This window comes from Rhizobium sp. 05N49 (assembly GCF_056396805.1).
Genome location: NZ_JBFTME010000039.1, coordinates 1 through 23,876 on the forward strand (window position 1 = coordinate 1; position 23,876 = coordinate 23,876).

Sequence of the window (23,876 nt, forward strand, 5' to 3'; positions counted from 1 at the left end):
CAGATCGCGGAAAACGCCGGCGCCGAAGGTTCGGTCATCGTTGGCAAGCTGCGGGAGAAGGCCGAGTTCTCCTTCGGCTGGAATGCCCAGACCGGAGAATACGGCGATCTCTACGCTCAAGGCGTTATCGACCCGGCCAAGGTCGTGCGTACCGCACTCCAGGATGCAGCATCGGTCGCAGGTCTCTTGGTGACCACGGAAGCAATGATTGCTGAAAAGCCTAAGAAGGACGCCGCTCCGGCAATACCCGCTGGCGCCGGAATGGACTTCTAAGCGTCACTGTGGCTCGTCCCACAGTATGGGACGAGCCATTATTGAGGAAGGTGAAACACATGGTTCAAGCAAGGCTTAAGCACTCACCCGAGCCACTCCACTCGAAAGACCTCGCGGTCTGCCGGAAAGTCTTCGACAAAATCCAATCGAGCGCCGGGTTCGTCAAGAAGTCGGAAGAAGCTGACCGCGTAGCAACCATCCTCGTGGAACTGTACCGGCAGGGCGTCCACGAGCCCGATCATCTCAAAACGATGGTTCAGGCCGCGCGAGGGATATTCGAAAACGATGTGCTCTGGGCCCCTTGAACAACTCCTAAAATGAGTTCCATAGAACCGATATCAGTGGAGCCAGACGATGAGAAAGGAAAACATAAAGTCCTCTGTCGCAATGGAAGCCGCAACGGCGATCAGCGTTGCGCATCTGCTTCATCCGGCCACGCAGTTCAATCATCCAAGCGATGTGCTTCACAACGAGCATATCAGCAAAGGCGAGAAGCGAGCCATTCTCGCTTCATGGGCCTCCGACATCTTTTCGGTCGAATCAATCCCAGCCCTTCGACTTTATCCCGGCACGAATAAAGCCGTGTCCTACGACGACATCATCGACGCTTTGAAGATCCTGGATAAGGACGGTGAAGCAAGCGGCGAACGCGTGTGCGCTCGCTCCGCCGTGCCCAGACGCCACCGCCGCAATCCGCGAACGCGCCGATTTGGCGGGCTCGGCCTGTGCAGTTATTGGAAAGGAGAACGTCGCCGACAACCATTCGAGATATAGCCACTTCGCACCTGCCGCGTGCCTCTGGAGGACGCGAACCTGATTTTTGCCGTCGACTCTTTTCTCAAATGAGGAGGTTTTGCCGATGAAGATCGCTCAGATCGCACCGCTCGCCGAAAGCGTTCCGCCCAAGCTTTATGGTGGAACCGAGCGCATTGTTTCCTATCTCACCGACACACTCGTCGCCCAAGGTCATGACGTCACACTTTTTGCCAGCGGAGATTCGATTACCGCAGCGAAGCTCGTGTCGTGCTCGGACGTCGCGCTGCGCCTCAACCCGGCAGTCAAGGATCACCTGCCGCATCAGGTTGTGATGCTGGAGGAATTTCGCCGGCGGGCGCACGAATTCGATGTACTGCACTTCCACATCGGTCTCCTGCATTTCCCGCTGATCCGGGAGTTTGCCGATCGCACGGTGACAACGCTGCACGGCCGTCTTGACCTGCCGGACCTCAAGCCCTTCTACTCGGCTTTTCCCGATATCCCGCTGGTGTCGATCTCCAATGATCAGCGCCGCCCAATGCCGCCGGTCAACTGGTCAGGGACGGTATATCATGGCCTGCCTCTCGACCTGCTGCCATTCACGGAAAGGCCCAAAGGCAACTACCTCGCGTTCCTCGGGCGAATATCGCCGGAGAAACGGCCCGACCGGGCGATCGAAATCGCTGCGAAAGTTGGCGTGCCCTTGAAGATGGCCGCGAAGATCGACAACGCGGACAAGGCCTATTGGGAAACGGTGATCGAGCCGATGGTCAGGAGCCATTCGAACGTCGAATTCATCGGCGAGATCAACGAGCGTCAGAAGGCCGCCTTCCTCGGCAATGCCGGCGCACTGCTATTCCCGATCGACTGGCCCGAGCCGTTCGGGCTCGTCATGATCGAAGCGATGGCCTGTGGCACGCCCGTCATCGCATTTAGCTGCGGCTCTACGCCGGAAGTCATCGACAATGGCGCGTCGGGCATTCTCGTCGACAGCGTGACGGAGGCCGCTGAGAACGTCGAATGGGCGCTCAAGATGGATCGAAAGAAGGTTCGTGCGACCTTCGAGAAGCGTTTTAGCGCCGAGCGGATGGCACAGGACTATCTCGACATCTATCGCAATCTTCCCGGCGTCCGTACCAAAGCGGCCCCGCTGCGCCGTGCTAACGGTCAGGACCTCGATCTTCAGATCGTGGCATAATCGGAGGCCATCAGCATGTCGATCTCTTCTGCACACGACGGTTCCGCGCCTGCAGGTGGCCAGGCACCGATCGCGCAATTTTTCATTCCGGCGACCGCCTCACTTCACGAGCGGCGGCCTCGCACCCTGAAGCACGGCGACACATTCGCCGTCTTCGATCACAATGGTGACGCGCTCTCCGGGCCCGGCAGCCCGGAAGGCATCTTCCATCGGGACACGCGTTACCTCTCGCATCTGCACCTGACGATCAGCGGCAAGCGCCCGATGCTTCTCTCGTCGACGCTGCGCGACGACAATGCCACGCTAACCTGCGATTTGACCAATCCCGACCTTTCTGATGAAAAGGGGAAGCTCACACTTGAGCATGATCTCATTCATATGCGCAGGACACGCTTTCTGTGGAATGCCGGTTGTTATGAGCGCTTGGCGGTAAGGAACTACGACGAGCGACGACAACAAGTGCGCATCGAAATTTCGTTCGGAGCGGACTTTGCCGATCTGTTCGAGGTTCGCGGAACCGTCAGGGCGAAAAAAGGCCGCCAGCTTCCGGCCGTGGTGGAACAGGACCGCGTTCTTCTGTCCTACATCGGCCTCGACGATCAGAAGCGCCTCACGCGGTTGTCCTTCGAGCCGCGCCCAGACGAACTTGGGAGCGGCCATGTCATTTATGATCTTGATCTCGCGCCACATGAAACGCGGTCGCTATTCATCCAGATCTGCTGCGACCAAGCCAAAGATAAAGCTCTAGGCTACCAGTCGTTTTTCCTTGGCCTGCGGGATGCCCGCCGTGCATTGCGCTCATCTTCCTCGCGCGCGGCATCGATCGTCACGTCCAACGATATTTTTAACGAGGTCGCCCGGCGAAGCGTCTCCGACCTTTACATGTTAATGACCGACAAGCCGGAGGGCCCCTATCCCTACGCCGGGATTCCTTGGTTCAGCACGGTTTTCGGACGCGATGCGCTGATCACGGCGCTGGAAACGCTGTGGCTTGATCCGCGCATTGCCTGTGGCGTACTTGGCCATCTTGCGGCGAACCAGGCGACAGAAGTCGATCCGGCAGCAGACGCCGAACCGGGAAAAATCTTGCATGAAGTGCGCTATGGCGAAATGGCCGAACTGGGCGAAGTGCCCTTCCGCCGATATTACGGCAGTATCGACTCCACACCATTGTTCATATTACTGGCAGGCGAGTACCTGAAACGAACCGGCGATTTTGCCACAATCAATCGCCTTCTGCCGAATATCGAGGCCGCTCTTACCTGGATCGATGAACACGGCGATCGCGACGGTGATGGTTTCGTCGAATACGGGCGGTTGACGGAGGAAGGGCTGATCAATCAGGCCTGGAAAGACAGTCACGACTCGGTTTTCCACGCCGATGGTACGCTTGCCAAAGGCCCGATCGCCATTGCCGAGGTTCAGGCCTATGTTTATGGCGCCTGGCAGGCAGCTGCCGCGATTTTCCGCCTGCTCGGCAGGCCCGAACGCGCGGCAAAATTTTTGGCAAGGGCGGAAGGTCTTCGTCGTGCCTTCGATACGAGTTTCTTCGACGAGGAACTCGGCACCTTTGTACTAGCGCTCGATGGGAACAAGCAACCTTGCAGGGTCCGGTCCTCGAATGCGGGCCATGCCCTCTTCACCGGCGTCGCGTATCCGGAGCGGGCCACACAGGTTGCCAAAACTCTGATGAGCGCCTCGTCCTTTTGCGGCTGGGGTATTCGCACCATCGCCTCCACCGAGGCGCGCTACAATCCGATGAGCTATCACAATGGCTCTGTCTGGCCGCATGACAATGCAATGATTGCCAGCGGTCTCGCCCGCTACGGCTACCGCACTGAGGCAGCTCGGATCTTCGAGGGTCTTTTTGCGGCCTCGACATATCTGGACTTGCGCCGTCTTCCGGAGCTCTTTTGTGGCTTGCCACGCCAGCGGGCTCAGGGGCCGACCTTCTATCCTGTTGCCTGCTCTCCGCAGGCATGGGCGGCCGCAGCCCCCCTCCTTCTGCTGCAATCCTGTCTCGGCCTCGACTTCGAGCCGAATGCCCGGATCATCAGCTTCGACGAGCCGCAACTGCCTCCGTTCCTGGACGAGGTGATGCTACGACACCTGCGGGTCGGAAACGGCCGGGCCGACGTCGCAATTCGCCGCTCCGGACGCAGTGTAGTGGTTGACACTGTCGGTCGCCAGGGCGAGGTTCGCGTGCTGACCACCGCATAGGCGAGGCTGCTTCCATGCAGGTGCCACGCCTACTCCAACTCCTCTTGGTCTGAGACGAGAAGGTCGATCAACAAGGCGGTCCTGCCTGTCGGCAGAGGCCGCCGTTCACTCATCAACGCTTCGTCGCTGTTGACCCACGCGAAGGCTTCCGCCAGTTCAGCTTGGTTGGCACCAGTCGCCACCACATCAGCTATCAAAGTTTCGTCGACAGGTCCGAGGATGGCGATGACGTCTTCGGAGGCCATTGTCATACCCATTGCTCCTTTTGTTTCATCACAGAAATCTGGTGGTCCAAACAGAAAAATCAAATTTTTCTACCGGGCAAATCCAAAGTTCTTGAAACCACAAGCTACTGAATTATATCAATATTGTCCGATCGCCCAATGGGGGTCGGCAAGTCCAGGAGGCGCCATGTGCTCTTGGCGTCGTCTTGTATCCATGTTGCTTACAAGGAGGATATGGCTATGAGAGCAAACCTCGATTTCTCTCCCCTGTTCCGGTCGAGCATTGGATTCGACCGAATGCTAAATGCGCTCGAAGCTGCAAGCCGCGTCGAAACGATCGACAACTGGCCGCCGTATGACATCGTCAAGTCCGGTGAGGACGCGTACCACATTGCCATGGCAGTGGCCGGCTTTTCGCAGGACGAACTGACGATCACGCAGGATCAGAGCATGCTCTTCGTATCCGGCCAGAAGGCAAATGCTGACGATGCACAGTATCTGCATCGCGGCATCGCCGCCCGCTCGTTCCAACGCCGGTTCGAACTTGCCGACCACGTCAAGGTCGTGGGTGCTGGCCTCGTCAACGGTCTGCTGACCATCGATCTCAAGCGCGAAATCCCCGAGGAAATGAAACCGCGCCAGATCGCAATCAGCACCGGCGAAGCGCTGCCCATGAGTGAGACGAAGCAGATCGAAGCCCACAAGCAGGCGGCTTAAGCCATCCATCGGCGCAAATGCGCGCCCAAGGCCCCGAACGACGCCTGGGGCCAGCAGCGAAGCTATGTCAAATGAACCACAAGATAAGGAGAAGAAACATGAGTGTTCGTGATCTGATTCCTTGGGGCCGAAGCAATGGCAATCAGGTTCCAAGTCTTCCGCGCGATGACGACCGTGATCCCTTCCTGTCGCTGCATCGCGAGGTAAACCGCCTGTTCGACGACGTCTTCCGCGGCTTCGGCTCCGGTCTACCGTCGTTCACCAGCACCTCCAGCCTCGGTTCCGGCTGGCCGAGCGTCGAGATCTCCGACACCGACAAGGAGATCAGGATCACGGCCGAAGTCCCCGGCCTGGAGGAGAAGGACATCGAGGTCCTCCTTAATGACGGCGTGCTGACGCTAAAGGGCGAGAAGCGCTCGGAGACCGAAGACAAGGATCGCCAGTTCACTGAGCGCTACTATGGGCGCTTCGAGCGCCGTATTCCGCTCGCCGTCGAAGTCAGGGAAGACGAGGTCGATGCGCGCTTCCGAAACGGCGTGCTGACCGTGACCTTGCCCAAGGATGAGAAGGCGCAGTCGCAGGTCAAACGCATCGAGATCAAACATTAAGGAAAGAAGCCGGAGGACGTCCTCCGGCTTCTTTCTGCGTTAGCATGTTCGAAACGAAGGAGGGACCATGTCTGCGTTCATAAGGCTCATCAGGCCATTGATTGTCGTCTTCACCGTCTCCCTGCTCATTGGCGGCGCTCCTGCCCAGGCACAGTTCGTGTCCGGGATCGGCGGCAGCGTGCCGACGCTTGCTCCGATGCTGGAAAAAGTCACGCCGGCAGTTGTCAACATCTCGGTTGCCTCGCAGGCGCCCGAAGAGGATAACCCGCTCTACAGCGACCCCTATTTCCGCCGCTACTTCAACCTTCCGGATAAGCCTCAGGCGGAACCTCGTCTAAGCGCCGGATCGGGGGTCATCGTCGATGCGACACGAGGTTACGTGTTGACGAACCATCATGTCGTCGCCAATGCCCGTAAGATCCTCGTGACGCTCAAGGACGGAAGGCGGCTGGATGCGAGGCTTGTCGGCTCCGACAAGGGTACCGACATCGCAGTGCTCCAGATACCGGCACGCAATCTGACAACGTTGCCTTTTGGCGACTCGGATGCATTGCGCGTTGGCGATTATGTTGTGGCAATCGGCAATCCGTTTGGGCTTGGTCAGACCGTCACGTCGGGCATCGTCAGCGCGCTTGGCCGAAGCGGTCTTAGCCGCGATGGTTATGAAGATTTTATCCAGACGGATGCTTCGATCAATCCCGGCAACTCGGGCGGCGCGTTGGTAACCTTTGACGGCAGGCTTGTGGGGATCAACTCCGCGATCCTCAGCCCGGCTGGCGGCAACATCGGTATCGGCTTCGCCGTACCGGCCAAGATCGCAAGATTGGTGATGACCCAGCTGATCCAACATGGCGAGGTCATTCGCGGCAAGCTTGGCGTTGCGATTCAGGATCTTGATTCCGATATCGCAGCTTCGCTCGGACTGGATGACGCGGGCGGCGCGCTGATCGCGGCGGTTGAGCAAGGATCTCCGGCCGCTGGTGCGGGTTTGAAACCGGGTGACGTGGTGGCAGCTGTCGATGGTCGACCGGTTCATGGCGCTGCTGATCTGCGCAATCGCATCGGCCTGACGCCCGTTGGCTCGCAGATCGAGCTGACCGTCAGGAGCAGTGGCTCGGAGCGTACGGTTAAGGCACGCGTGAGCGGATCATAAAAGTTGCCGCTTTTCATGTTTCCGGCCGTGGTTCGTCCACGGCCGGGAATGCTCATCAATATGCAATTCAATGGTAACAGCTTTCGTTGGCTGTTGCGAACGCTAAGAAGCACTCGATGAGCTCTAGCGGAAACCATCGCCTTGAACCGATACGAACCTACGACGTCTAGATCCACCTGTCGCTATCGCACCCAGGGATCAATCACTTTCAATCCAGCGGCCCCGAACGGGCTTGTGTCGCGATTTGCGATCGCTAGGCCGTTGGCTGCTGCTGGGCAGCAATATAGCCGTCAGCCGCGCCAATCGCTTTGCCAGATACTCGGACACGAGCCATCAGTTCCGAGTRGAATTGTGACATCACCACATTGAATGGCAGGATATGCTCGGAAAAGTGCAGCAGCACTTCACCCTCAAGGCGATCGCGAAGGATAGTTTGACGTTTTCCTGACGGCATAGCCGCGATCTCGAAGCGAAGTTAAGCGACCGTTATTGCCGAGGAACAGCGTCTCGATGGTTTGGGCATCCAACCACGCGACCACTGTCTCGTTGGGAGCCGGCTTCCATGGCTCCGATATTACGTTGGTGTCCAGCAAGATCATTCGAAGGTCATCGGCTCAGCAGCCATCTTGTCGCGACTTTTCTGCAGGGCTCCAACGTCACGGTTGGAAAGCTCAGCGTCACGACCGATAGCCGCCAGCAACGAGCCGAGCTTTACGCGTCCTGCGGGACGAACGGCCGCCTCGAGGATGTCACGGATCTCGGCCTCAGTACTGCGGCCGTGATGAGCCGCTCGCACCCGCAAGGCACGATGTGTTTCCTCAGAAAGATTTCGGATGGTAACCGCCGGCAATGATATCATTCCTACAGAAACGATGACTTTGATATCGAAGTACGCAGAATGAAGCAAAGTTTAAAGTGGCTTCGAAAAGACGCCTGCAGCACATGGGGGTCAAATCTCCCGCTTTCGCGGGATGCGAACCGGCCGCCCCGATTTTAGGCAGTTGATGGGATTTGACCGGAATCCCATCTCTTAGGCGGAACTGTTATGTTTCGGAATTTGTAAAACGGTCGACCTCCTGAAACGAAATGAAGCCTTTGGGGCGGCAGCTGGTACAGACCGGCGATATCACGACCCTTGTCCCTGCACCAGATGGTAATCACGTATCCCTGCTCGCAGAGCTCAAGGAAAGGATCGCCTCAGCCTGACAGAGCGCCCGCTCGGGCCGTTATGGCCCCCGGGCAAATGTGCAACAAGCTGTTGCACGATTTCTTCGTTTGGAAATGCCTCAGCAAAGCTCCGGCGGCACCGCGATCGTCATCGAGATCGATAGCGGCCAGTTCGCCGGGAAAGGCCGGATCCTTCCCGCGTGCGACGCGGACCACCGGATGGCCGGACTCGGCAAGGCGATGTGACAGCGCTCTGCCAATGCCCCTGCTCGCGCCGGTGACGAGAACCATTCGTGTCTTCATGGTCGTATTTTTCGTCTTATCGAGCGCGCAGGGCTCGACAATCCAACATCCGCAGTGGCGGGCTGAGGTGAACGTCGGCAGACCCGAAAATTCTCATTTGCTCAATGAGCGTGGTCGCACGCGTTTCCGCAGCGGCGAGGCTCGACTTTCCATCGGGAGCTGAGTATCGCCTTGCAGATGTCCAACCGCTCGAACGTTGGATCCTTAAACGCGAGCACGTCGTCGTTGAATGTACCGAACGTGCTCTGAGGACGATGTTTCATTCCCCGATAGAAGGCTTCAATAATGCCGTCTGCGAAAGCCTCCTCGCGAGGATACGCTGCGACGACAGCCTCGCGTTCCGTGGGAGAAAACTCCTCGAAGCCACGTCCCACTACGTCCATTCCGGCCCCCGCCTGAACCAGTGCGATCTCCGGGCGCATGAATTCCGGAATGCCGGGAGTGGTGTGAAGCGCGACAGCGTTCCAGACGATCTCGATCTGCCGCGGCGCGATCCCACGACTTCGGAGAAAGTCGGCTGCGGCATTGGCGCCATCGACCTCAAAGCGGAGTTGGCTGTCGCCATACTGCTCTGTCAGTCCGACGTCGTGGAACATGCAAGCAGAGTAAAGCAGTTCAGGGTCGAAGATCTTTCGCTTTCTGTTTCCGGTCATCGCTCCCCAGAAGTAGACCCGAACGGAGTGATGAAAGAGCAGGTCGCTTTGAGTGTCACGGATGAACTGCGTGACTTCGTGGGCGAGCTTGCTGTCAGGGATTCGTACTCCCTGGAGTATTTCCGACATGACGAAACCTCTTAGCTGGAGCTGCAATCGTCGCATGCCCACGGAGAATTCCGCATCAGGCAGCAGAAATCGCGGCGATTAAAATGAGGGTTCTTGTCCGCCATCACGTCGGCAAGACCTGTTCCCTGTGTGACCTCCGGACGATGCTCCAGGCCATCGTAAAGTGCCTGGAGCAGGTGTTCGATGAAGTTGGCTCCGCGGGGATATGTTGCTTCGAAGGCAGCTCGCTGGTTTTCGCCGAACCGGTCGTAGCCGGCGCCGACAAGGTCCATCATGACGCCTTCGACGGTCAGGGCGGCAATAGAATCTAGATGCGCCGAAATCCCCGGCGTGGTGTGCAGCGCGATCGCGAGCCAGACCTTCTGAATGTCGTCTTCCGACACACCGTGACTGCGAAGGAAATCACGGGCGGCGTTCGCGCCGTCGATTTCGAAGCGCAGTCTGCTTTCATTAAAGCGAGACGTCAGGCCGACATCGTGGAACATGGCTGCCGCGAACAGCAGTTCCGCATCGAAGTTGACGCCTCTCTGCCGCCCCGCCATCGCGCCCCAGAAATAGACACGCGTGGAGTGCTCGAAAAGCAACTTGCTCTCCGTCTCCCGGACGAACTCGCTCGCTTCGCGAGCCAGCCTGCTGTCCGGAATCCTGATGCCAGAAATTTCAACGACAGCCATGTCTCATCCTCCGTCAAACCTCAAGGACTGCTTGAGGTGTGTTGCGGAAGCTTATAGCCATGCGATTGTAGCTGTTCATCAGGCTGATGGCGATCGTCAGATCGACAAGCTGCTTCTCATCGAAGACCTGGCGCGCTGCTTCATATGCGTCGTCCGGAACACCTGTCTCCGCTACGAGGGTGACGGTTTCGGCCCAAGCCAGCGCAGCACGTTCGGTATCACTGAAGAGGCTTCCGCCTTCCTCCCAAGCCTGGACCAAGGCCAACTTCTCGATCTTGACGCCTCGCTTGATGAGTTCGCGGGTGTGCATGTCGAGGCAGTAGGCGCAATTGTTGATCTGCGATATGCGCATATACACGAGATCTACAAGCTCGCCCGGCAGACCGCTCTGCAGGACGTAGCCGTAGACGCCGCCGAGCGCCTTGGCGCCGTTCGGAGCGACCTGATTGTAGTCGAGCCTTCTTGTCATGATTCAAATTCCTTCTGTTACTTGACGGGGGTGGTGAGCTTCGTTTCGTCGGTATGGACGACGAACACGGCCAGCAGCTTTGCGGGTGCCGTCTTGCTGGCGTTGCGGCTGACCAGGTGCATTGCGCCCGGCGCCTCGAACCAGCTTTCACCCGCCTTGTACCGGCGGACCTCGCCGTCGTTGACCTTGGATTCCACCTCGCCTGCGAGGACGTAGGCGAAGATGAAGGCGGAGGCTGCATGCGTGTGGGGAAGGGACGAGGCGCCGGGCGCGTAGTCGACTTCCACGACGCGCATCGACTTGCCGGGGATATTGGCGATGGCCTGAGAAAACGTCGGAGTGACGCTTTCCCGACCGGCGTCGTGGGCCGACACCGGCCCAGCAAGCGGGATGGCAATCGCCAGTGCGGCCGCGGCGGATTTTATCAATCTGCTCATGGTTCATGCTCCTTCAGAGATGCATTCAAAATGCTCCCACCATGATGCAGAAAAAAGAACCAAGAATGCGAAGAAGTAGTGTACCATGAGTGAATGAGCACACTGCTGAAACTGACCGTGGACCGATCGGGGAAACATTCCCTGTCAGAGCAGATCCGCAGGGGAATCGCGAAAGCTATAGAAGACGGTGTACTGGAGCCGGGGGCACGACTTCCGTCGTGGCAGGATCTTGCAGCCCAGCTCGGCGTCGCGCGGGGTACAGTGCGGACTGCTTACGAAAAGCTTGCCGCAGCTCAGTTGATCCAAGCTGCGAAGGCCGCCGGAACGTACGTTGCCGATCGTCCACGGGCGACATCCAGAACCGAAGGGTCGCCTACGGCAGGTTCGTTCGTAGAGACATATCTTGAGATGACCCAGGGGCCAGCACTGTTTCAGATGGGTGTCCCCGCATCTCACACTATGCCCTCCAAGTTACTCGCACGACTGCGTGCAAGTGCCGTCCGCGCTGAGCTGAGTGCGCCGCCTCTGTACCCCGATCCTCGCGGAGAGCTGGAATTGAGACGGGAGATCGCCATGTATCTGGCCGTGGCCAGAGGGATCAACTGCTCGGCTTCTCAGGTCATCATCACCGGCGGCTTTGCAGGCGGACTTGGACTGACCCTCAATGTTCTCGGGCTGCAGGGCCACAGCGCGTGGTTCGAGGATCCGGGATTTCCCTGGACGCGGCGGGCCCTTGAGCTTGCTCAAGTGCACCCGGTTCCGGTCCCGGTCGACGGCGAAGGGCTCGACGTCGATCGCGGAATACGCAACTATCCTGACGCGAGGCTCGCGGTGCTGACGCCCGGCCAGCAAGCACCGCTCGGGGCAACTTTGTCTTTGCAGAGACGTCTCCTGCTCCTCGAGTGGGCGGAGCGCAGCGGAGCCTGGATCGTCGAGGATGACTACCTCAGCGAGCTCCAGTTGAGCGGGCGGGCCGCGCCGGCGCTCGCCTCGATCGATAACGGCGGCCGTGTCGTCCACATTGGTTCGTTCAGCAAAACGATCAGTCCGGCCCTCCGGCTCGGTTTCGTTATCGCTCCAGCCGAACTCGCAGGACGGTTCGCCGAAGTGGCGGCCTGCCTGTCACCGCCTCCCGGTCCATCGGTTCAGTTGGCGATTTCCGAGTTCATACGAGAAGGGCACTACATGCGACACCTGAGGAGGATCAAACGTGCCTACGCGGCGATACGGCAGCCGGTTCTCAACCATTTCAGCGACGCTCTAGGCCCGCGTTCGGTCTCGGCTCCGGGTCTGTCGGTCCTTCTTAAGCTGCCTAGGGGCGCACCCGACGTTGCGATCGCCAGGGATGCACTAACCTTCGGCACGTTTCCCGCACCGCTTTCACCATGGTATGCGTCCGCTGAAACGGCAAAGGCAGGACTGTTGCTCGGTGTCGCGACCGCACCTGTCAAGAACGTTGTGCGCACGTGCGAGCGCCTGATCGAGACAATCATGCGATGTTCATAGGCGCAACCAAATCGCCTTATTCGGTGCTTCTCCAATAGTGATCCGATCGAACGAGGAACTGACTGATCAAGCTGGAGATCGACAAGGTTCGCCGTGAACTCTACGGCAGCCGGTCCGAGCGTAAGGTGCGGCTCCCTGAGCAGATAGAGCTGCAACTCGAGGAGCTAGAAATCTAACCGAGGGTGTCTACAAAACGGGGCTATTCATACCCCGCCAACATAGGGACCCAACGGGTTACTTGTGGTAGCCTAATGCGTTTAGCCGCACTGAGCCCAATCACTGCCACCTTAACGCAACCAATCTTCGTTGATGCATCGCGAAACAACCGAAAAAATTGCCCGCGTTCAGGCTCGTTACAAGGTTTTGGCAGAAACTTATAACTCAGCTGCTCGATGGGGCGTTCAGGCACATTGGCAAGGCACAGCTCGCGAGCGCCGAACAGGCAGGAATAAGCTCAAAGTTCTTGATAATAGTTCATAAGTGATCTACATAGTCTTGGAAAATATGACGGAGAAACCGCATGATCAGCGCCGATCTGGGAAAGAAGCTTGAAAGTTATGTTCAGAAACTCGTGGAGACGGGTCGCTATGGCTCGAAAAGCGAAGTTTTGCGTGAAGGGGTGCGGTTGATCCAGGACCGCGAGGCTCGTCTCGCAGCGCTGGATGCCTCCATCATGCGCGGCATTGCTGATGCAGACGCTGGCCGGACTAAGTCGGCAAGCGATGTTTTTGACCGTCTTGATGCGAAATACCGCGCAATGGCTGACAATGCCGAAAAACCGGCATGATCCTTGAGTTTTCTAATGAGGCGGAAAGCGATCTCGAACAGATCGCAGATTATATTGCTGAGCGCAATCCGCAGCGCGCACTTTCATTCATCCGAGCGCTGCGGCGCAGGTGCGAAGATATTGTCGCTACCCCAAACGGCTTCGCCCTCGTCCCGAGCTATGAAAAATATGATATCCGGCGACGCGTACATCGCAACTACCTGATCTTCTACCGCGTTAAGAACGCAAAGGTCGTCATCATCCATATCCTTTATGGTGCCACCGACTATGGTGCCGCCCTCATTGGCGAATGAGAGTCGAGCTAGGGCGACACCGGGGCCACCGAGGGAGAGTCCGAGGGCTACGGCGGCGCGCATGTCGGCGTCGAAGCGCAGTTCTGCAGTGGATGCGAAATGAACTGGCGACCTGTTGCTTAGCGTCCTCATCCTTAAATCATAGGTGCTGGCCAGAGCAGTCAAACGCTCCGGAACGACTGATAGTGCTCGGGATCAGAGCGGGCAACGGTCTGGCCGATGGCTTGGCCGCACGAATGAGTTCCGAAACGAATGCTGGGACACTGCGCATGGAGACGAGGAAGCGGATTCAGCCCGCGAACGCAATCCGCAATGCCGACAATCTCGTTCGGCGCAATCGATTACGGTTGTTCCCTAACACCCGGCGTCGCATCGCGCTCATCTGAGTCCTCCAGATCACTTTTCACGATAAACGCGTCGGTATGCTCTCTCGCGGCTTCCCGAAGCGCTAGCGCGTCTACCCGGCCTGCAAGTCGGTTGAAGCGCTCGCCTTCGTCCGGATGTTGCGCGTTCCGGGCTTCCATACGGATCAGCGCGGTGATCATCTGAAGATTGTTTTTGACCCTGTGCTGCAACTCCTTGAGCAGCACGTCCTTTTCCGCCAGCGCGGTGGCCAGGTCAGTCCCGGTCTGGCCACTATTCGTGGCCGCGATTGCGACAAGACGAAAGAGAGGGGTGCCAGCGTCATTGACGATTGTATTCGCCCAGGCGTCAATATGCGACTCTGGCTCAGTCCTGGCGGATGTCGAAAACGTCCCCAGATACTCCTCGCCGGCCACAATCGCAGTCGCAAGGTCTAGGTCTCCACTTACAGAGCGCGCCAGCGGAAGCGATGACCATGGCTTGCCCTGCAGCTCCTCTGCTGAAACCCCCATCAAACGCTCGAATTCAATATTGGCGTATACAAGCACCTCGGTCGACGCGAGTTCCGCCACGGCCACTCCGAACGGCACGTGATCGAGGAATTGGCGGAAACGGTGATCATCCAACGCCTCATCAAGATGAGGAAGGTCCGCCACTGTTTCAGGGCTCATCGGTGATTCTTCAGTTTCAGTCATTTCCAACCCGCACCATTTATCCTGCGCTGCTTATCATGCCGGATGGCGCGGCTAAGGGATTCCGATTTTTGGAACGCCATGCCAATCAAGCGGTTCTTTGACCGGCTTTTAGCGCTTCGCGAGCCTCAATTGTTCCAGCTCCGGCCAGCCCGCTTCTCGAGCGTGGACAAGAGAGATGCGCTCGCGTTGCTGATCGTGATAGCTCTACCGCCATCTTTGCAGGCCGGTTCCAGTGAGACGGGACGCCTGAGAGTCCGCAGCCGCGAAGCGTCTGTCGGCGAGCTGCTTTCTGGCGTGTCCCAAATCTTTGGGTGGGCTTGGGTCGTTCGGCAAGCAGCGCGGATGTTGCAGACATCTGCTCGGCTCGCTCCCTGGGCATAGTCAGAGCAAGGCCGCAGATCCCAGCCCGATCTGGATGCGTGCAAGCGGCGCTGTCAGCTTCCAGACGATCAGTCCGTCCGTGAAACTCCATTGCGCTTGGCCGGACAAGGCGGATGGCACCAGCTTACCAAGAACGAGGGCGCCGAACCCGTCCTCATGCGCCAGTAGATCGGCGTAAGGCACCGCCGGCTCAGACCAGACGAGCTCGAATATGTCGCCGCCCTCTCCGCTCGTCAGCCCCCAAGTGACGGATATTCCGCCAACATCCGTAACCCCGAAGCGCATCGCATTCATGATCAGTTCGTGGAAGGCCATGCCAAGATTGAGGACAGCGTTGGCGTCAAGTACGATTTCCGGGCCCAGAATTTGGACCGGCTGTAGAGCCTCGAAGGGTTGGAGTTGATGCGCCACGAGATCGGCGAGCCTCACCCCCGCCCAATCGACCTGTGACAGCAGATCATGTGAATGAGACAGGGCCATAATACGTTCGCGGACCCGCTTCTCAAATTCTTCGATTGAGCGGGAGCGTGTCGACGTCTGCCGGATAACGGCAAGGACGACGGCGTACTGATTTTTAACGCGATGATTGATTTCTCGCATCAACAGGCGAAGCCGGCGATCGCTTTCGCGTGTCTCCGAGATGTCCCGGGCGATGCTCGATGCACCCACGAGTTTCCCGGCCCGACTTTTGATTGGAGAAATGGTGATCGAGATCGGGACTATCCGTCCGTCTCGGTGGCGGCGCGTCGTCTGAAACGGCTCGATCGGCTCCCCCAGTTTCAGCAGGCGCAGGATGTCCGCCTCCTCATCCCGTTTGTCGTCGGGTATGATCAAATAGATCGATTTTCCGACCACCTCGGTTTCCGGATAGCCGAACATGCGTTCGGCCGCCCTGTTCCAGCTAACGATCGTGCCTGAAAGATCCTTACTGATGATCGCGTCGAAGGAAGACTCGACGATGGCTGCGAGGCGTTCTGCACTATGCTCTTCCATGCCCGACCGCTTGGCTTATTGCTGCCTACTGGGAGTGATTTAGGCGGTCGCCTTGCAGATCAACCTCGAAGACCACAAGAAAGTTCAGGTACGCTACCGCTTACCCAGAAATTCGTGACTCGGACGACCGTGAACCCTGGTCAGGCACGGTCATAGGTAAAGGACGTCAAGAGCGTCGTCACGAAATTGCTGGCCCGTTCCTTGACCAACATCTCGGTCCACTCGTTAGTGCCGCGAAGCCTCAAGTCCGTCTGGATGCTGTCGACGGCCGCTTCTTCGATCCGCTTGATGTGGGAGCCGAAGGCCGCTTCGCCAGCACCATGGTACATGTCACGTATCACCATGCGCAGGATTTCCTGGATCGCTATCTGCCAAGCTGTATTGATTGCCTGTAGCTCGTTCGTGTCCGGTGCCATAAAAGGCTCCTAAGGAATGAGTAAGTTCGAGCGTGACCGTATATCACGCCCTGATCTATTCCACGGCCCTAACCATCAAAATGTGGGCGCCCGGACGCTAAGCCCGACGGGCCTTGCGGGCAGCATAGCGTCTGTCCCGCTCAGCCTTGCGAGCGGCCTCGTCTTCCACGACGAGCGATATCCGGGCGTTTTCGGCGGACTTTTGCGCCTCAATCTCGGCCGCCTCCATGGCTGCCTGCTCTTGCGCCGCAAGAGTTTCTAGGCGCCTACGCTCCTCGGCTTTCAGTCGTTCCCGTTCCGCACGGCGTGCCTCGCGGGCTTCAACAAGCGAGATGCGCTCCGTCTGTCTGGCGGCTTGTAATGGCTCTGCCGCTGTCTTTGCTGCTCGATATGCTTTGAGAAGGGCTGCTTTGGCGTCCGCAGCAGCGGCGCGTCGGTCGGTGTGTTCGTTGTTTCTGGCGTGTCTCAATCTATATCCTGACTCTTTGCGTTTGGGATGATCTCAGCTGGACTTCGATCGTTTGGCAAGGAGCGCGGATGTTGCGGAGATCCGGTCAGCTTGCTCCTTGGCGAGCCGCGCTTCGCGCAGCCTGATGGTCTTGGCATCGCGCGCCTGAGCGATCGATGCGAGCTCTTCCGCCGCATTGTTCTTGGCGAAAAACTCGGCCTGGAGATTTCCGAAGGCCGCCTCGGCCTGCCTGCGAGATTTGCTATACGTTTCTGTCATCGAATTTCCTCGATCTGGGCTGTGAGGCCAAAACGAAAGAGGCCAGGCGAGCCCGCCTGGCCTCAAACTGATACATTGCTCCCGGCAGTGCCAGTACATCCGTGGTCAAGGGGAAGCAGGATATCGATTAAGCGGACTGCAGATTGCAGGCCGACATCTTGCCCGACTTACGATCGCGCTCGAGTTCGAAGCCGATCTTCTGGCCTTCGACGAGTTCACGCATTCCGGCGCGCTCGACAGCCGAGATGTGAACGAAGGCGTCAGCGCCGCCGTCGTCAGGCTGGATGAAGCCAAAGCCCTTGGTGGAATTGAACCATTTTACTGTGCCAGTGGTCATGATGAACCCTTTCAAGCATAAAGTTGAGAAACCGCGAAGCTGATGCCACGCGGACGAAAACCGACTATTTTTGAAAGGGAAGTTCGCTTAAAGCGCGGTGCCAATCGCGCGGTAGACAAAGCTCGGCAAGCAAAAGATCGATGCGCCTTGTATACGGCAGGCGGGCGGGTTCGTCAACGGTTAGTTTTCTAAGGTAGTGCTATTCTCCTTATGGTTGCTCCTTCGCGAAGGACCCGCAGCCGGCCGGACTAGAGCGGTCCTCACCGGACTGCCTCCAGCGCTCCTCTCAGATCATCGATACCGCCTGCAAGGGAGGTCTTTTATCAGTCGAAGCCGCGGACCAACCCTGTAAGGTCGCCCTTATGGGCAAGAAATCGAGATTGGCCTGCTGCCGGTTTCGTGGACACCGAGTTAAGGTGTTTCCAATGAAACTGGAGCGCATGAATGCAACGAAGGAAATTCGGCCGCGAGTACAAGCTTGAGGCAGTGAAGTTGGTGCGAGAGCGCGGGGTCAGTGTTGCGCAAGCCGCCCGCGACCTGGATATTCATGAGAATGTGCTGCGCAAGTGGGTCAGGGAATACGGTTCAGACCCGGCGCAGGCGTTTCCTGGTCCCGGGCAGATGAAGCCCGAGCAGCTTGAGATCGGGAAGGAAGGGTTGATATGACTGGACATCGCTCCTTTAACGACTGCGTAACAAAATGTCGCCTGGACGTCGGGCTCGCAACGATGACGCGACGAGGGCGCCTCTCAAGGGAATGGCACTGTACGAACTGCGTGTGGCGCGTGAACGCGCACTCCATGTGAAGCAAACTATGTCGGTCGGCAGGTTGAAGACAGGCTCTGTCCGAGTGCCACAGCGCTCTGGTGACGAGGAGCCCCATGCACCACGCTAAAAAACTTTAGCATTCACGAAAATAAAAAAATATTTTTAGAAGAACGGTGATACGATACGTTTGTAGAATAAATTTTTAAACAGGAAAACCATGCGATATTATTTTCCAGACTTTACGGGACGGCAAATCACTCTCTTTCTGATCGAGACGTCAGTGCTCACAGCCGCGCTCATTGGCATCCTCGTTGTTACCATACCTATGATCTGAGCCAGGCGTCGATAAAGACCGTTAAGGTGTATTGGCATGAGCAAATGCCCAGCCAGTTAACTCGGCCAAACTTGCTCTCAGCTGTTAGTCACCGTTCGTGTCGCCCGACTACTTCCCCGATCGGACAGATAATGTGGACCATATGCCAGACAAAGAACTAGACCGGTTACTCTTTGACCGGATTTGGGCTCTCGGCGCCAAGGCTGTGCAAGACAATCGCATTTCTGCGCTCGCTGATGCCACCCTCACTACCCCTACCTTGGAAGAATATCAGAATAGCCGCGGCGAGCGGATGAGCGATTTTATCAAGGTCATCAAACTCGGAATCGCGCAACTACGCTAACGCCCATTGCTGATCTGTCTGTTCAGAAATCACCATTCGGCAACTCACACCTCAGAAAGTCTTTAGATGAATGACCGCAGTCGGATGGCTTTCATGCCAATCAAGCAGCAGAAAAGTCGCAGTTCCCGAAAGAAAGAACTGAGGTTCGCCGAAAACAGGGTCGACAAGATAACAAAGCTTCTTGTCAGTCAAACGGCGATTGTCAGAGCGCGCAGGGCCAGCCGCGCTTCAGCGGAAACGGACAACGCGCTTCTGGTAAGGATTTGTGATAGCAGGCGTCGCGCTATGGATTATCTGTTGCGTGTTCAGGCTTTTGCTAAGCCACCATTGGATCTATGTCCGAATGGTGATGGAGCTGGTGATTTCCCTTGCTGTTTGTCTTGAATATACGCACGGGGAGACGTCATGTCGAAACTCAATCGGGTATTGTTGGTCGTAGTAGTCGCCGCCCAGCCCATCAGCGCGCGCGCCGAGCCACTCGAAACGCTTCACCTCAAGGAAAGTATCGATGTGGTCGGGCAATCGTTGGGAACTAGTCGCTCCTACAAAATCACCACTGGTACATCGCGGACAATACTGTTCTCCGTCGTTATCGATGCTTCCTGTCACTACACGCTGCAGAAGGGAGGACATAGAAACATCCAGCCACGCGCCGAAAACATTCCCATCGAATTTTCGGATAGAGCTTCGATTGCGGAATTTTATATTCTCTCCTTTTCTCAAACTCGCCCCGCCTGGCAGGCAAGCAGACCTTGCGCGTATTCATTCTCACTTAAATGAGGGGCGGCCTTCGAGGATCAGCCGAATTGATTCGCTAATACACGTGCCCTGTGAGCCTACTGTCTCGCTTGGCCGTTTGGTACCTGTTCCGGCATCTAAGCTTTTTGGAGCCCCCCACACCCCTGGGAGGGCTTTTCTTGTATCGCGAGGAATGGCCGCAGATCCGGCGTCCCCACATGCCCCGTGATGTGGGGTGGGCGTGGCCAGGGAAGAAAACGAGGGGGCGGTTGCGGGAAGATGATCGACCTGAGCTTGCGAGGCGGTTTTTGGTCAGACAAGCCGCATCGAGACCGCGGTGGGTTGCTTGGGGAAGGGTCGGACAATGGCTCTAAGGGCGGGCGTGGATCCGGACGGTGTTTTCGGAACATCCCTGCTATCGCTCCCAGAAGGCCTGTCCTAACGCTGGCGTGATCTACGACATTGGAATTCAGAGCGTGGCGGATGAGATCGGTTGGGTTGAGGGAAGATCCGACCGTTCCGCCGGCTAGGTACGGTTGACTGCCGCCTGCCTGCGGCTTACCGCCGCTTGCTTGACGATGCCGGCGATCTCTTTCAGGAAGGCCGGGCTGAAGCTGCCAAGTGGCCTGCCCGTTTCGAAGTCGAAAGCCTTGTCGAGCTCGACGCGGTTGTATTCGTCGAGAATGATCCAGCAGGGAAAATCAAGGCCGGCGCGGCGGCATTCGATCTCGCGGATCGGCAGGAACAGGCGACCCTCAGGCGGGACCTGCGAGGTGATGGCGAACAGGAAAACGGCGCCCGGGACGGCGGGTGTTCGCACGACGACGCAGACCGGACGAGCCTTGCGACCGCTCTCCTCGCGGCGTCCGACTGTCGCTTCCAGAGGTAATGGAAGCGGACGACGTTGCCTGCATTAAACATGATCGTCCTCAAGCAACGCGTCGAGGCCGGTCATCAGCTCCGCATGGATTGCGTCGGGAGCATCGTCGAGGCCATAGGCCACCGTATGCGAGCCGCCGATAAGCCTTCGGTACTGTTCCGCCGTCAGGATGACGAGCTTTTCCTTGCCACGCTTGGTGAGTGCCACCGGCTCGATCAAGGCCGCCTCCAGGATCTCTCCCGAGGCCCGGTTCATATCGGAAAAAGAAAACTGCTTCATAGGCACCTCCAGGCAGTTACGTAAAATACGTATTTTATGCGGTTCGCGCAAGCCGGCTGCTTGCTGCAACCAGTCGGCTTTCATCAGTGAGCTAGAAGAGCGGATCGAGGAATGTTCTAAGCACACAGCGCAGCCGACAAGGATAAGAAAATATTTGTCGCTCCTGCGGGAAATCGATCAAGGCGCAGCGCTCTTTTGTCAGACCTGTCTCATCGATGTGGCCATAAAGACCGTTCCCTGGTCGCGCAATCTAAGGATTTCGCGAATGGCAGCGCCGTAGACATTGAATGCACGCGAAAACCCGGTACTCCGCATTGACTTTAAATGGCGACGAAACAAATGCTTCGCCCGCCTAACAGAGGAGAACACTGATGGCTGACGAAACCACGATCGAGACCACTGCCACGACCGAAGCGCCGGCCGTAGCCGCCGCTGAAAAGAAAACCCGCAAGTCGCGCACGCCGAAAGCCGCCGCCGAACCCGGCACCGTCGATCTTACCTCTGCGCCGGTAGAGAAACCCGCCAGGAAGACGCGCGCGAAGCGCGGCTCCAAGACGGCTCCTGTCAAGGCTGTAACGGCTCCTGCCGCACCGAGGGCGCCCGCGGCTCGCGCGCCCCGCGTTGCTTCCACCGCTTCCGCTCCGGTCGCTACCGCTGTTGACGTTCTCGATGATATCGCGGACCTCATCAAGCTTGAGGAAGAGAATAAGCAGCTTCGAAGGGAGCTCTCGGAAAAGCTGCGCGCCGAAAATGCGGATCTGCGCAAGCGCCTTGGCAAGGGCTGAATTCTGGTCTGAGCGGCGCCACGTATTTCAATCCGATGGCGCCGTGGACCTTTCGCCTGGTTCGACCAGGATCAATGCGGTCCTCTTGGTAACAATGAATGACCGCGGCAATGTCCCGCCATCATGCTTTGAAGGTTGAATGCAATGAGAACGCCATGGAGATTTGTAGCTGACCTGGTGTTGCCTAAGCCGAAGACACATGGTCGTGATGAGAGCGCAGCAGTCGCCCCGAAAACCATTGCTCTCGAACACAAGCCTGTGCCCGAGGCGGAACAACCTGGCCTCGATGTGACGGCACTCGACCGCTCCGCTCAGGTCGAGGCTAGCCGATCCCTATCGGATACCGATCCGCCTGAGACCGGAATACCGGCATCAATTGAAGACGCTCCTGCGGTCGCAGTCGCTGACGACAGGCCCGCAAACCTCGCCAGCAAAGACAAAGCCGAGGAAACTTTACCTGCGTACTCCGAAACCGCGGCTGCCAAAGCAACGACTAAGGCAGCGCCCACGCGCCGGAAGAAGGTTTCTTCGCTCGCGGCACCGGCTGGCTCGATCGGCCCAGCTTTAGACGAAGCTCCTTCTATCCCTACCGGGCCGAGATCCTACATGGATGAAATGGCCGACCTTGATGCTGAGGTCGACGCGTTGCGGCGTCAGCTTGCAAAGAAGCTCAGCGAGCAGAACGCTCAATTGCGCAAGATGCTCGCCAGGTTCGATCCGCGCTAATCGCGGCCTACCAATTCCGCTAAACGGAAGGCTCCGCCGGAGACGGAGCCCATGGTCTTCATTATTCCCAGTTGGGGTGATGACAGCGGACGATCTCCTTCGACAGCTCCAGCTCGCTGATCATCCTGACCGAGCGCTCGTAGAAGGAAGCCCCTGCCCTCGTCAGTTCCACCCGCCGCGCCGTGCGCAGCAAAAGTTTCACAAACTCACTCGACGACGGGAACCAAACCGATTGCATGTAAGTCCTTGCGTTAGGATCGCGTAGCGGCATATCTTGCCCTTCCCTCTGTTAGCCCTGAGGCCGCGTGATCCCACCTCCAGCTTGATTTCGCCCGGAAGGGTTATTGACGGAACGGATCACCGCCGCACCTGTTGAGTCGCGAATCAGTCATGCGTGAGGTGATGAAATGGCCGAGCTCGAACTGTCGCCCGTCCGTATCAAGAAAATATCAGTGCAGATCGATGGACAAGGATATCGAGACTTTCATACTGTCTCGGGCCTCTCCGGACTGCTGATGTCCGAGAAATGGCCTAAGAAGGCTGGGAACACCATGTTCCAGCGCGCCTTAGCCCAGTGCTTTAGAGCATCGGCAACGCATGGCGGCGGGGCACGGGCGAGGAAAGCCTTCGTCGACGCGGCTCGGGATGCCAGAATCACTGTGCTGCCGGACGACGCGCCGAAGGCCCGTAGCGCTCCCGCACCTCGTCGTAAAACCCAGCGCAGCGACCGTTCTTCTGATCTTCGGCATCAGCGATGAACTCCCAGCGGAGCTTGCCGAGGATCCCGATCATCGGCGATCTAACGGCGGCCCGCGTCCATACCTATGCGGCCAGCAGCTCTCGTCACTAGCGGCGTGGAAGCAACCAGTCTTCCGCATCGCGATCGCGCATTGCTCGGGGCTCAATTCTTCTCCCAGTTCGCGCCAATACATTGGAGCGACCTTCTCGCAGTAGATATCAGGGTTCATTCCAAACGGTCTCCGCCCCGCGAGGCAATGGAGCCTAACCCGCTCAACGAACCGCTTACAGAATTCCTCTCTCGTCACGGCGACAGCTTACGACAGACCGTAAACCTCGGAAATTGCGGAAACTACGGAATGTCCCCCACGCCCTCACCGGAGGAGGCGATGCCCTTTGACCTCATATCGCGTTCGCAAAACGTTCAAGTTGCGCTGCAATACCGCGGAATATGTGTTGGCGGCCTCCGGAAAGACCGGATCGTGATGCCGATGTGGCTAGATCTAAAACGCTTAGGGAAGAACCGCCAAAACAGCAGGAGCCGGAGAGTGGATCACTTTCCGGCTCCATGGTGCGAATCGGGTTCAGTTAGCGGCAGACATTGGTCGTCCGCGTAACGCGCTCACCATACCGATACGTCGTTACCCTTTTGGTGAAGCAAGACGGGTGGCGCCGTTAATCTTCATGGACCATTCGAGCTCTCCACCCACGGTGACCGTTATACCAGCCACGATGCTCGCCACGTTCCCAGCCGCGATGCGGCCCCGGACCGTCATCAGTACGAATGATGACGCTGTCCGCATAGG

General features: G+C 57.9%; 30 protein-coding genes and 6 pseudogenes. 18 read left to right on the forward strand and 18 right to left on the reverse strand.

The window, feature by feature from the left end; translation table 11 throughout:
- The 5 genes from AC1DF8_RS35065 to AC1DF8_RS35085 form a co-directional block, all read left to right on the forward strand.
- A partial coding sequence (locus AC1DF8_RS35065; RefSeq protein ID WP_281413622.1) for a TCP-1/cpn60 chaperonin family protein occupies positions 1-273 on the forward strand: 273 nt, incomplete at its 5' end.
- A gap of 59 nt (positions 274-332) precedes the next feature.
- Entirely contained in the window at positions 333-578 is a 246-nt protein-coding gene (locus AC1DF8_RS35070) for a hypothetical protein (protein ID WP_478157375.1), read from the forward strand.
- 49 nt (positions 579-627) lie between these two features.
- Positions 628-1,047 (forward strand): hypothetical protein, encoded by a 420-nt coding sequence (locus AC1DF8_RS35075; protein WP_478157377.1) that lies wholly within the window; start codon positions 628-630, stop codon positions 1,045-1,047.
- A gap of 85 nt (positions 1,048-1,132) precedes the next feature.
- Entirely contained in the window at positions 1,133-2,227 is a 1,095-nt protein-coding gene (locus tag AC1DF8_RS35080) for a glycosyltransferase family 4 protein (protein ID WP_478157379.1), read from the forward strand.
- A gap of 15 nt (positions 2,228-2,242) precedes the next feature.
- A complete protein-coding gene (locus AC1DF8_RS35085; protein ID WP_478157381.1) occupies positions 2,243-4,447 on the forward strand; it encodes an amylo-alpha-1,6-glucosidase in 2,205 nt (734 codons plus the stop codon).
- A gap of 29 nt (positions 4,448-4,476) precedes the next feature.
- Here the strand turns inward: AC1DF8_RS35085 and AC1DF8_RS35090 are convergent, their stop codons facing one another.
- Positions 4,477-4,698, reverse strand: coding sequence for a hypothetical protein (locus AC1DF8_RS35090; RefSeq protein ID WP_478157383.1), 222 nt, complete (start codon positions 4,696-4,698; stop codon positions 4,477-4,479).
- Between the two features lie 213 nt (positions 4,699-4,911).
- On the opposite strand from AC1DF8_RS35090, the gene AC1DF8_RS35095 reads away from it, so the two are divergent.
- The 3 genes and pseudogenes from AC1DF8_RS35095 to AC1DF8_RS35105 all read left to right on the forward strand — a co-directional run.
- The gene (locus tag AC1DF8_RS35095) at positions 4,912-5,388 is read left to right on the forward strand and encodes an Hsp20 family protein (protein ID WP_478157404.1); all 477 of its coding nucleotides are present in this window, start codon (positions 4,912-4,914) and stop codon (positions 5,386-5,388) included.
- Positions 5,389-5,486: 98 nt separating this feature from the next.
- Positions 5,487-5,996, forward strand: coding sequence for an Hsp20/alpha crystallin family protein (locus AC1DF8_RS35100; protein ID WP_018114745.1), 510 nt, complete (start codon positions 5,487-5,489; stop codon positions 5,994-5,996).
- A gap of 67 nt (positions 5,997-6,063) precedes the next feature.
- Positions 6,064-7,140, forward strand: a pseudogene (locus tag AC1DF8_RS35105) (Do family serine endopeptidase); the annotation flags it as partial.
- Between the two features lie 191 nt (positions 7,141-7,331).
- Here the strand turns inward: AC1DF8_RS35105 and AC1DF8_RS35110 are convergent.
- From AC1DF8_RS35110 to AC1DF8_RS35140, 7 genes and pseudogenes are all read right to left on the reverse strand, one after another.
- A pseudogene (locus AC1DF8_RS35110) lies at positions 7,332-7,748 on the reverse strand (PIN domain-containing protein).
- The gene (locus AC1DF8_RS35115; protein ID WP_478157385.1) at positions 7,745-7,999 is read right to left on the reverse strand and encodes a FitA-like ribbon-helix-helix domain-containing protein; all 255 of its coding nucleotides are present in this window, start codon (positions 7,997-7,999) and stop codon (positions 7,745-7,747) included. The pseudogene AC1DF8_RS35110 and the gene AC1DF8_RS35115 overlap by 4 nt, the downstream one beginning before the upstream one ends.
- A 347-nt stretch (positions 8,000-8,346) precedes the next feature.
- On the reverse strand, positions 8,347-8,619 hold the full coding sequence (locus tag AC1DF8_RS35120) for an SDR family NAD(P)-dependent oxidoreductase (protein WP_478157387.1): 273 nt from the start codon (positions 8,617-8,619) through the stop codon (positions 8,347-8,349).
- Positions 8,620-8,720: 101 nt separating this feature from the next.
- The gene (locus AC1DF8_RS35125; protein WP_478157389.1) at positions 8,721-9,401 is read right to left on the reverse strand and encodes an HD domain-containing protein; all 681 of its coding nucleotides are present in this window, start codon (positions 9,399-9,401) and stop codon (positions 8,721-8,723) included.
- A gap of 11 nt (positions 9,402-9,412) precedes the next feature.
- A complete protein-coding gene (locus tag AC1DF8_RS35130; protein ID WP_113207560.1) occupies positions 9,413-10,075 on the reverse strand; it encodes an HD domain-containing protein in 663 nt (220 codons plus the stop codon).
- 13 nt (positions 10,076-10,088) lie between these two features.
- On the reverse strand, positions 10,089-10,544 hold the full coding sequence (locus tag AC1DF8_RS35135) for a carboxymuconolactone decarboxylase family protein (RefSeq protein ID WP_478157392.1): 456 nt from the start codon (positions 10,542-10,544) through the stop codon (positions 10,089-10,091).
- 17 nt (positions 10,545-10,561) lie between these two features.
- Positions 10,562-10,981, reverse strand: a complete 420-nt coding sequence (locus tag AC1DF8_RS35140) for a cupin domain-containing protein (protein ID WP_113207561.1) — start codon at positions 10,979-10,981, stop codon at positions 10,562-10,564.
- Between the two features lie 93 nt (positions 10,982-11,074).
- On the opposite strand from AC1DF8_RS35140, the gene pdxR reads away from it, so the two are divergent.
- The 4 genes and pseudogenes from pdxR (at position 11,075) to AC1DF8_RS35160 (ending at position 13,567) form a co-directional block, all read left to right on the forward strand.
- A complete protein-coding gene (gene pdxR, locus AC1DF8_RS35145; protein WP_113207562.1) occupies positions 11,075-12,487 on the forward strand; it encodes a MocR-like pyridoxine biosynthesis transcription factor PdxR in 1,413 nt (470 codons plus the stop codon).
- 65 nt (positions 12,488-12,552) lie between these two features.
- Positions 12,553-12,657 (forward strand): annotated as a pseudogene (locus AC1DF8_RS35150) (IS66 family transposase); the annotation flags it as partial.
- A 350-nt stretch (positions 12,658-13,007) separates the two neighbouring features.
- Entirely contained in the window at positions 13,008-13,274 is a 267-nt protein-coding gene (locus tag AC1DF8_RS35155) for a type II toxin-antitoxin system ParD family antitoxin (RefSeq protein ID WP_113207563.1), read from the forward strand.
- On the forward strand, positions 13,271-13,567 hold the full coding sequence (locus tag AC1DF8_RS35160) for a type II toxin-antitoxin system RelE/ParE family toxin (protein WP_478157395.1): 297 nt from the start codon (positions 13,271-13,273) through the stop codon (positions 13,565-13,567). The genes AC1DF8_RS35155 and AC1DF8_RS35160 overlap by 4 nt, the downstream gene beginning before the upstream one ends.
- A 443-nt stretch (positions 13,568-14,010) precedes the next feature.
- On the opposite strand, the pseudogene AC1DF8_RS35165 reads toward AC1DF8_RS35160, so the two are convergent.
- The 6 genes and pseudogenes from AC1DF8_RS35165 to AC1DF8_RS35190 all read right to left on the reverse strand — a co-directional run.
- Positions 14,011-14,625, reverse strand: a pseudogene (locus AC1DF8_RS35165) (histidine kinase dimerization/phosphoacceptor domain -containing protein); the annotation flags it as partial.
- A 381-nt stretch (positions 14,626-15,006) separates the two neighbouring features.
- Positions 15,007-15,999, reverse strand: a complete 993-nt coding sequence (locus AC1DF8_RS35170; protein ID WP_113207567.1) for a PAS domain S-box protein — start codon at positions 15,997-15,999, stop codon at positions 15,007-15,009.
- 140 nt (positions 16,000-16,139) lie between these two features.
- Positions 16,140-16,415 (reverse strand): hypothetical protein, encoded by a 276-nt coding sequence (locus AC1DF8_RS35175; RefSeq protein WP_018116075.1) that lies wholly within the window; start codon positions 16,413-16,415, stop codon positions 16,140-16,142.
- A gap of 97 nt (positions 16,416-16,512) precedes the next feature.
- Positions 16,513-16,884: a DUF6481 family protein gene (locus AC1DF8_RS35180; protein ID WP_113115991.1), complete on the reverse strand. Its 372-nt coding sequence runs from the start codon at positions 16,882-16,884 to the stop codon at positions 16,513-16,515.
- 33 nt (positions 16,885-16,917) lie between these two features.
- The gene (locus tag AC1DF8_RS35185) at positions 16,918-17,142 is read right to left on the reverse strand and encodes a hypothetical protein (protein ID WP_018116070.1); all 225 of its coding nucleotides are present in this window, start codon (positions 17,140-17,142) and stop codon (positions 16,918-16,920) included.
- A 127-nt stretch (positions 17,143-17,269) separates the two neighbouring features.
- A complete protein-coding gene (locus AC1DF8_RS35190; RefSeq protein WP_016736157.1) occupies positions 17,270-17,479 on the reverse strand; it encodes a cold-shock protein in 210 nt (69 codons plus the stop codon).
- 444 nt (positions 17,480-17,923) lie between these two features.
- Between AC1DF8_RS35190 and AC1DF8_RS35195 the strand changes: the two are divergent.
- From AC1DF8_RS35195 to AC1DF8_RS35205, 3 genes and pseudogenes are all read left to right on the forward strand, one after another.
- Positions 17,924-18,130: pseudogene (locus AC1DF8_RS35195) on the forward strand (transposase); the annotation flags it as partial.
- A gap of 593 nt (positions 18,131-18,723) precedes the next feature.
- A complete protein-coding gene (locus AC1DF8_RS35200; protein WP_113115992.1) occupies positions 18,724-18,924 on the forward strand; it encodes a hypothetical protein in 201 nt (66 codons plus the stop codon).
- Between the two features lie 405 nt (positions 18,925-19,329).
- Positions 19,330-19,704: a hypothetical protein gene (locus tag AC1DF8_RS35205; protein ID WP_113207569.1), complete on the forward strand. Its 375-nt coding sequence runs from the start codon at positions 19,330-19,332 to the stop codon at positions 19,702-19,704.
- Between the two features lie 484 nt (positions 19,705-20,188).
- Here AC1DF8_RS35205 and AC1DF8_RS35210 read toward each other — a convergent pair whose 3' ends face one another.
- The gene (locus AC1DF8_RS35210) at positions 20,189-20,482 is read right to left on the reverse strand and encodes a hypothetical protein (protein WP_478157399.1); all 294 of its coding nucleotides are present in this window, start codon (positions 20,480-20,482) and stop codon (positions 20,189-20,191) included.
- A gap of 93 nt (positions 20,483-20,575) precedes the next feature.
- Complete coding sequence (locus tag AC1DF8_RS35215) at positions 20,576-20,821, reverse strand: type II toxin-antitoxin system prevent-host-death family antitoxin (protein ID WP_478157400.1); 246 nt, start codon at positions 20,819-20,821, stop codon at positions 20,576-20,578.
- A 371-nt stretch (positions 20,822-21,192) separates the two neighbouring features.
- Here AC1DF8_RS35215 and AC1DF8_RS35220 point away from each other — a divergent pair, with 371 nt between their 5' ends.
- Both AC1DF8_RS35220 and AC1DF8_RS35225 read left to right on the forward strand, forming a co-directional pair.
- Positions 21,193-21,606, forward strand: coding sequence for an MreC domain-containing protein (locus AC1DF8_RS35220; RefSeq protein ID WP_113207571.1), 414 nt, complete (start codon positions 21,193-21,195; stop codon positions 21,604-21,606).
- 144 nt (positions 21,607-21,750) lie between these two features.
- The gene (locus AC1DF8_RS35225; protein WP_113207572.1) at positions 21,751-22,332 is read left to right on the forward strand and encodes a hypothetical protein; all 582 of its coding nucleotides are present in this window, start codon (positions 21,751-21,753) and stop codon (positions 22,330-22,332) included.
- A 61-nt stretch (positions 22,333-22,393) separates the two neighbouring features.
- Here AC1DF8_RS35225 and AC1DF8_RS35230 read toward each other — a convergent pair whose 3' ends face one another.
- The gene (locus AC1DF8_RS35230) at positions 22,394-22,534 is read right to left on the reverse strand and encodes a hypothetical protein (protein WP_478157402.1); all 141 of its coding nucleotides are present in this window, start codon (positions 22,532-22,534) and stop codon (positions 22,394-22,396) included.
- A gap of 313 nt (positions 22,535-22,847) precedes the next feature.
- On the opposite strand from AC1DF8_RS35230, the pseudogene AC1DF8_RS35235 reads away from it, so the two are divergent.
- A pseudogene (locus tag AC1DF8_RS35235) lies at positions 22,848-22,931 on the forward strand (hypothetical protein); the annotation flags it as partial.
- A 55-nt stretch (positions 22,932-22,986) separates the two neighbouring features.
- On the opposite strand, the gene AC1DF8_RS35240 reads toward AC1DF8_RS35235, so the two are convergent.
- Positions 22,987-23,124: a hypothetical protein gene (locus AC1DF8_RS35240; protein ID WP_478157406.1), complete on the reverse strand. Its 138-nt coding sequence runs from the start codon at positions 23,122-23,124 to the stop codon at positions 22,987-22,989.
- Between the last annotated feature and the right edge of the window lie 752 nt (positions 23,125-23,876).

Excerpts from the sequence above, each read along its gene's own strand:
- AC1DF8_RS35070 (WP_478157375.1), top strand. The coding sequence starts at position 333 with ATGGTTCAAGCAAGGCTTAAGCACTCACCCGAGCCACTCCACTCGAAA.
- AC1DF8_RS35075 (WP_478157377.1), top strand. The coding sequence starts at position 628 with ATGAGAAAGGAAAACATAAAGTCCTCTGTCGCAATGGAAGCCGCAACG.
- AC1DF8_RS35080 (WP_478157379.1), top strand. The coding sequence starts at position 1,133 with ATGAAGATCGCTCAGATCGCACCGCTCGCCGAAAGCGTTCCGCCCAAG.
- AC1DF8_RS35085 (WP_478157381.1), top strand. The coding sequence starts at position 2,243 with ATGTCGATCTCTTCTGCACACGACGGTTCCGCGCCTGCAGGTGGCCAG.
- AC1DF8_RS35090 (WP_478157383.1), bottom strand. The coding sequence starts at position 4,698 with ATGACAATGGCCTCCGAAGACGTCATCGCCATCCTCGGACCTGTCGAC.
- AC1DF8_RS35095 (WP_478157404.1), top strand. The coding sequence starts at position 4,912 with ATGAGAGCAAACCTCGATTTCTCTCCCCTGTTCCGGTCGAGCATTGGA.
- AC1DF8_RS35100 (WP_018114745.1), top strand. The coding sequence starts at position 5,487 with ATGAGTGTTCGTGATCTGATTCCTTGGGGCCGAAGCAATGGCAATCAG.
- AC1DF8_RS35120 (WP_478157387.1), bottom strand. The coding sequence starts at position 8,619 with ATGAAGACACGAATGGTTCTCGTCACCGGCGCGAGCAGGGGCATTGGC.
- AC1DF8_RS35125 (WP_478157389.1), bottom strand. The coding sequence starts at position 9,401 with ATGTCGGAAATACTCCAGGGAGTACGAATCCCTGACAGCAAGCTCGCC.
- AC1DF8_RS35130 (WP_113207560.1), bottom strand. The coding sequence starts at position 10,075 with ATGGCTGTCGTTGAAATTTCTGGCATCAGGATTCCGGACAGCAGGCTG.
- AC1DF8_RS35135 (WP_478157392.1), bottom strand. The coding sequence starts at position 10,544 with ATGACAAGAAGGCTCGACTACAATCAGGTCGCTCCGAACGGCGCCAAG.
- AC1DF8_RS35140 (WP_113207561.1), bottom strand. The coding sequence starts at position 10,981 with ATGAGCAGATTGATAAAATCCGCCGCGGCCGCACTGGCGATTGCCATC.
- pdxR (WP_113207562.1), top strand. The coding sequence starts at position 11,075 with ATGAGCACACTGCTGAAACTGACCGTGGACCGATCGGGGAAACATTCC.
- AC1DF8_RS35155 (WP_113207563.1), top strand. The coding sequence starts at position 13,008 with ATGATCAGCGCCGATCTGGGAAAGAAGCTTGAAAGTTATGTTCAGAAA.
- AC1DF8_RS35160 (WP_478157395.1), top strand. The coding sequence starts at position 13,271 with ATGATCCTTGAGTTTTCTAATGAGGCGGAAAGCGATCTCGAACAGATC.
- AC1DF8_RS35170 (WP_113207567.1), bottom strand. The coding sequence starts at position 15,999 with ATGGAAGAGCATAGTGCAGAACGCCTCGCAGCCATCGTCGAGTCTTCC.
- AC1DF8_RS35175 (WP_018116075.1), bottom strand. The coding sequence starts at position 16,415 with ATGGCACCGGACACGAACGAGCTACAGGCAATCAATACAGCTTGGCAG.
- AC1DF8_RS35185 (WP_018116070.1), bottom strand. The coding sequence starts at position 17,142 with ATGACAGAAACGTATAGCAAATCTCGCAGGCAGGCCGAGGCGGCCTTC.
- AC1DF8_RS35190 (WP_016736157.1), bottom strand. The coding sequence starts at position 17,479 with ATGACCACTGGCACAGTAAAATGGTTCAATTCCACCAAGGGCTTTGGC.
- AC1DF8_RS35200 (WP_113115992.1), top strand. The coding sequence starts at position 18,724 with ATGCCAGACAAAGAACTAGACCGGTTACTCTTTGACCGGATTTGGGCT.
- AC1DF8_RS35205 (WP_113207569.1), top strand. The coding sequence starts at position 19,330 with ATGTCGAAACTCAATCGGGTATTGTTGGTCGTAGTAGTCGCCGCCCAG.
- AC1DF8_RS35215 (WP_478157400.1), bottom strand. The coding sequence starts at position 20,821 with ATGAAGCAGTTTTCTTTTTCCGATATGAACCGGGCCTCGGGAGAGATC.
- AC1DF8_RS35220 (WP_113207571.1), top strand. The coding sequence starts at position 21,193 with ATGGCTGACGAAACCACGATCGAGACCACTGCCACGACCGAAGCGCCG.
- AC1DF8_RS35225 (WP_113207572.1), top strand. The coding sequence starts at position 21,751 with ATGAGAACGCCATGGAGATTTGTAGCTGACCTGGTGTTGCCTAAGCCG.
- AC1DF8_RS35240 (WP_478157406.1), bottom strand. The coding sequence starts at position 23,124 with ATGATCGGGATCCTCGGCAAGCTCCGCTGGGAGTTCATCGCTGATGCC.